The following is a 603-nucleotide window of genomic DNA, read 5'->3' on the forward strand; positions in this document are numbered from 1 at the left end:
GCACCAAGGCATCCACCACGAGCCTTATCAGCTTCTTCACGTGATGCGAGGACCTCAGTCCTCTTTCTCCTTCTTCTACTGCTTGATGCGCCTTCTTCTCTCTACTACACTATTCTATTCTTAAGGTGCTGTTCGTCTCGGGCTTGTCTTCCAGCCCCGTCAGCCACTTTTCTTCAAAAGTAGCCCACGGCACTTCAAGACTCAGACAGGTTTTTTCGACAGCGCAGCCCGACTCACCGCCGGGCTGCTGATTGATTCCCCGATCGGATCGTCAAACCACTTTCAAACGCAATTGTCGCACTTTTTCAACCTGTCGTCCCACTCCGTTTTTAAGGGCCAGGTGGAGATGAGGGGACTCGAACCCCTGGCCTCCGCCGTGCAAAGGCGGCGCTCTCCCAACTAAGCTACATCCCCGTCTTCGGGCGCAGCTCCCCTACTGGAGAGCCAGTGGGCCTTTCAGGGCTCGAACCTGAGACCTTGCCCTTATCAGAGGCACGCTCTAACCAACTGAGCTAAAGGCCCGCTATTTCGCACCTCAACAACTGAAGAGTGATAAGGAAGTCACGCCGAGGCTTCCTTCGCCCCCGCGACCGCTCACAGGGG

At 55.9% G+C, this 603-nt stretch carries 2 tRNA genes; both read right to left on the bottom strand.

The features are described from left to right. Positions 1-341: 341 nt before the first annotated feature. A tRNA-Ala gene (locus N2041_RS14630) sits at positions 342-414 on the bottom strand. Positions 415-448: 34 nt separating this feature from the next. Continuing rightward, a tRNA-Ile gene (locus N2041_RS14635) sits at positions 449-522 on the bottom strand. Positions 523-603 lie beyond the last annotated feature (81 nt).

The sequence above is a fragment of the Tepidiforma sp. genome (genome assembly GCF_026419595.1).
Taxonomy (GTDB): Bacteria; Chloroflexota; Dehalococcoidia; order Tepidiformales; family Tepidiformaceae; genus Tepidiforma.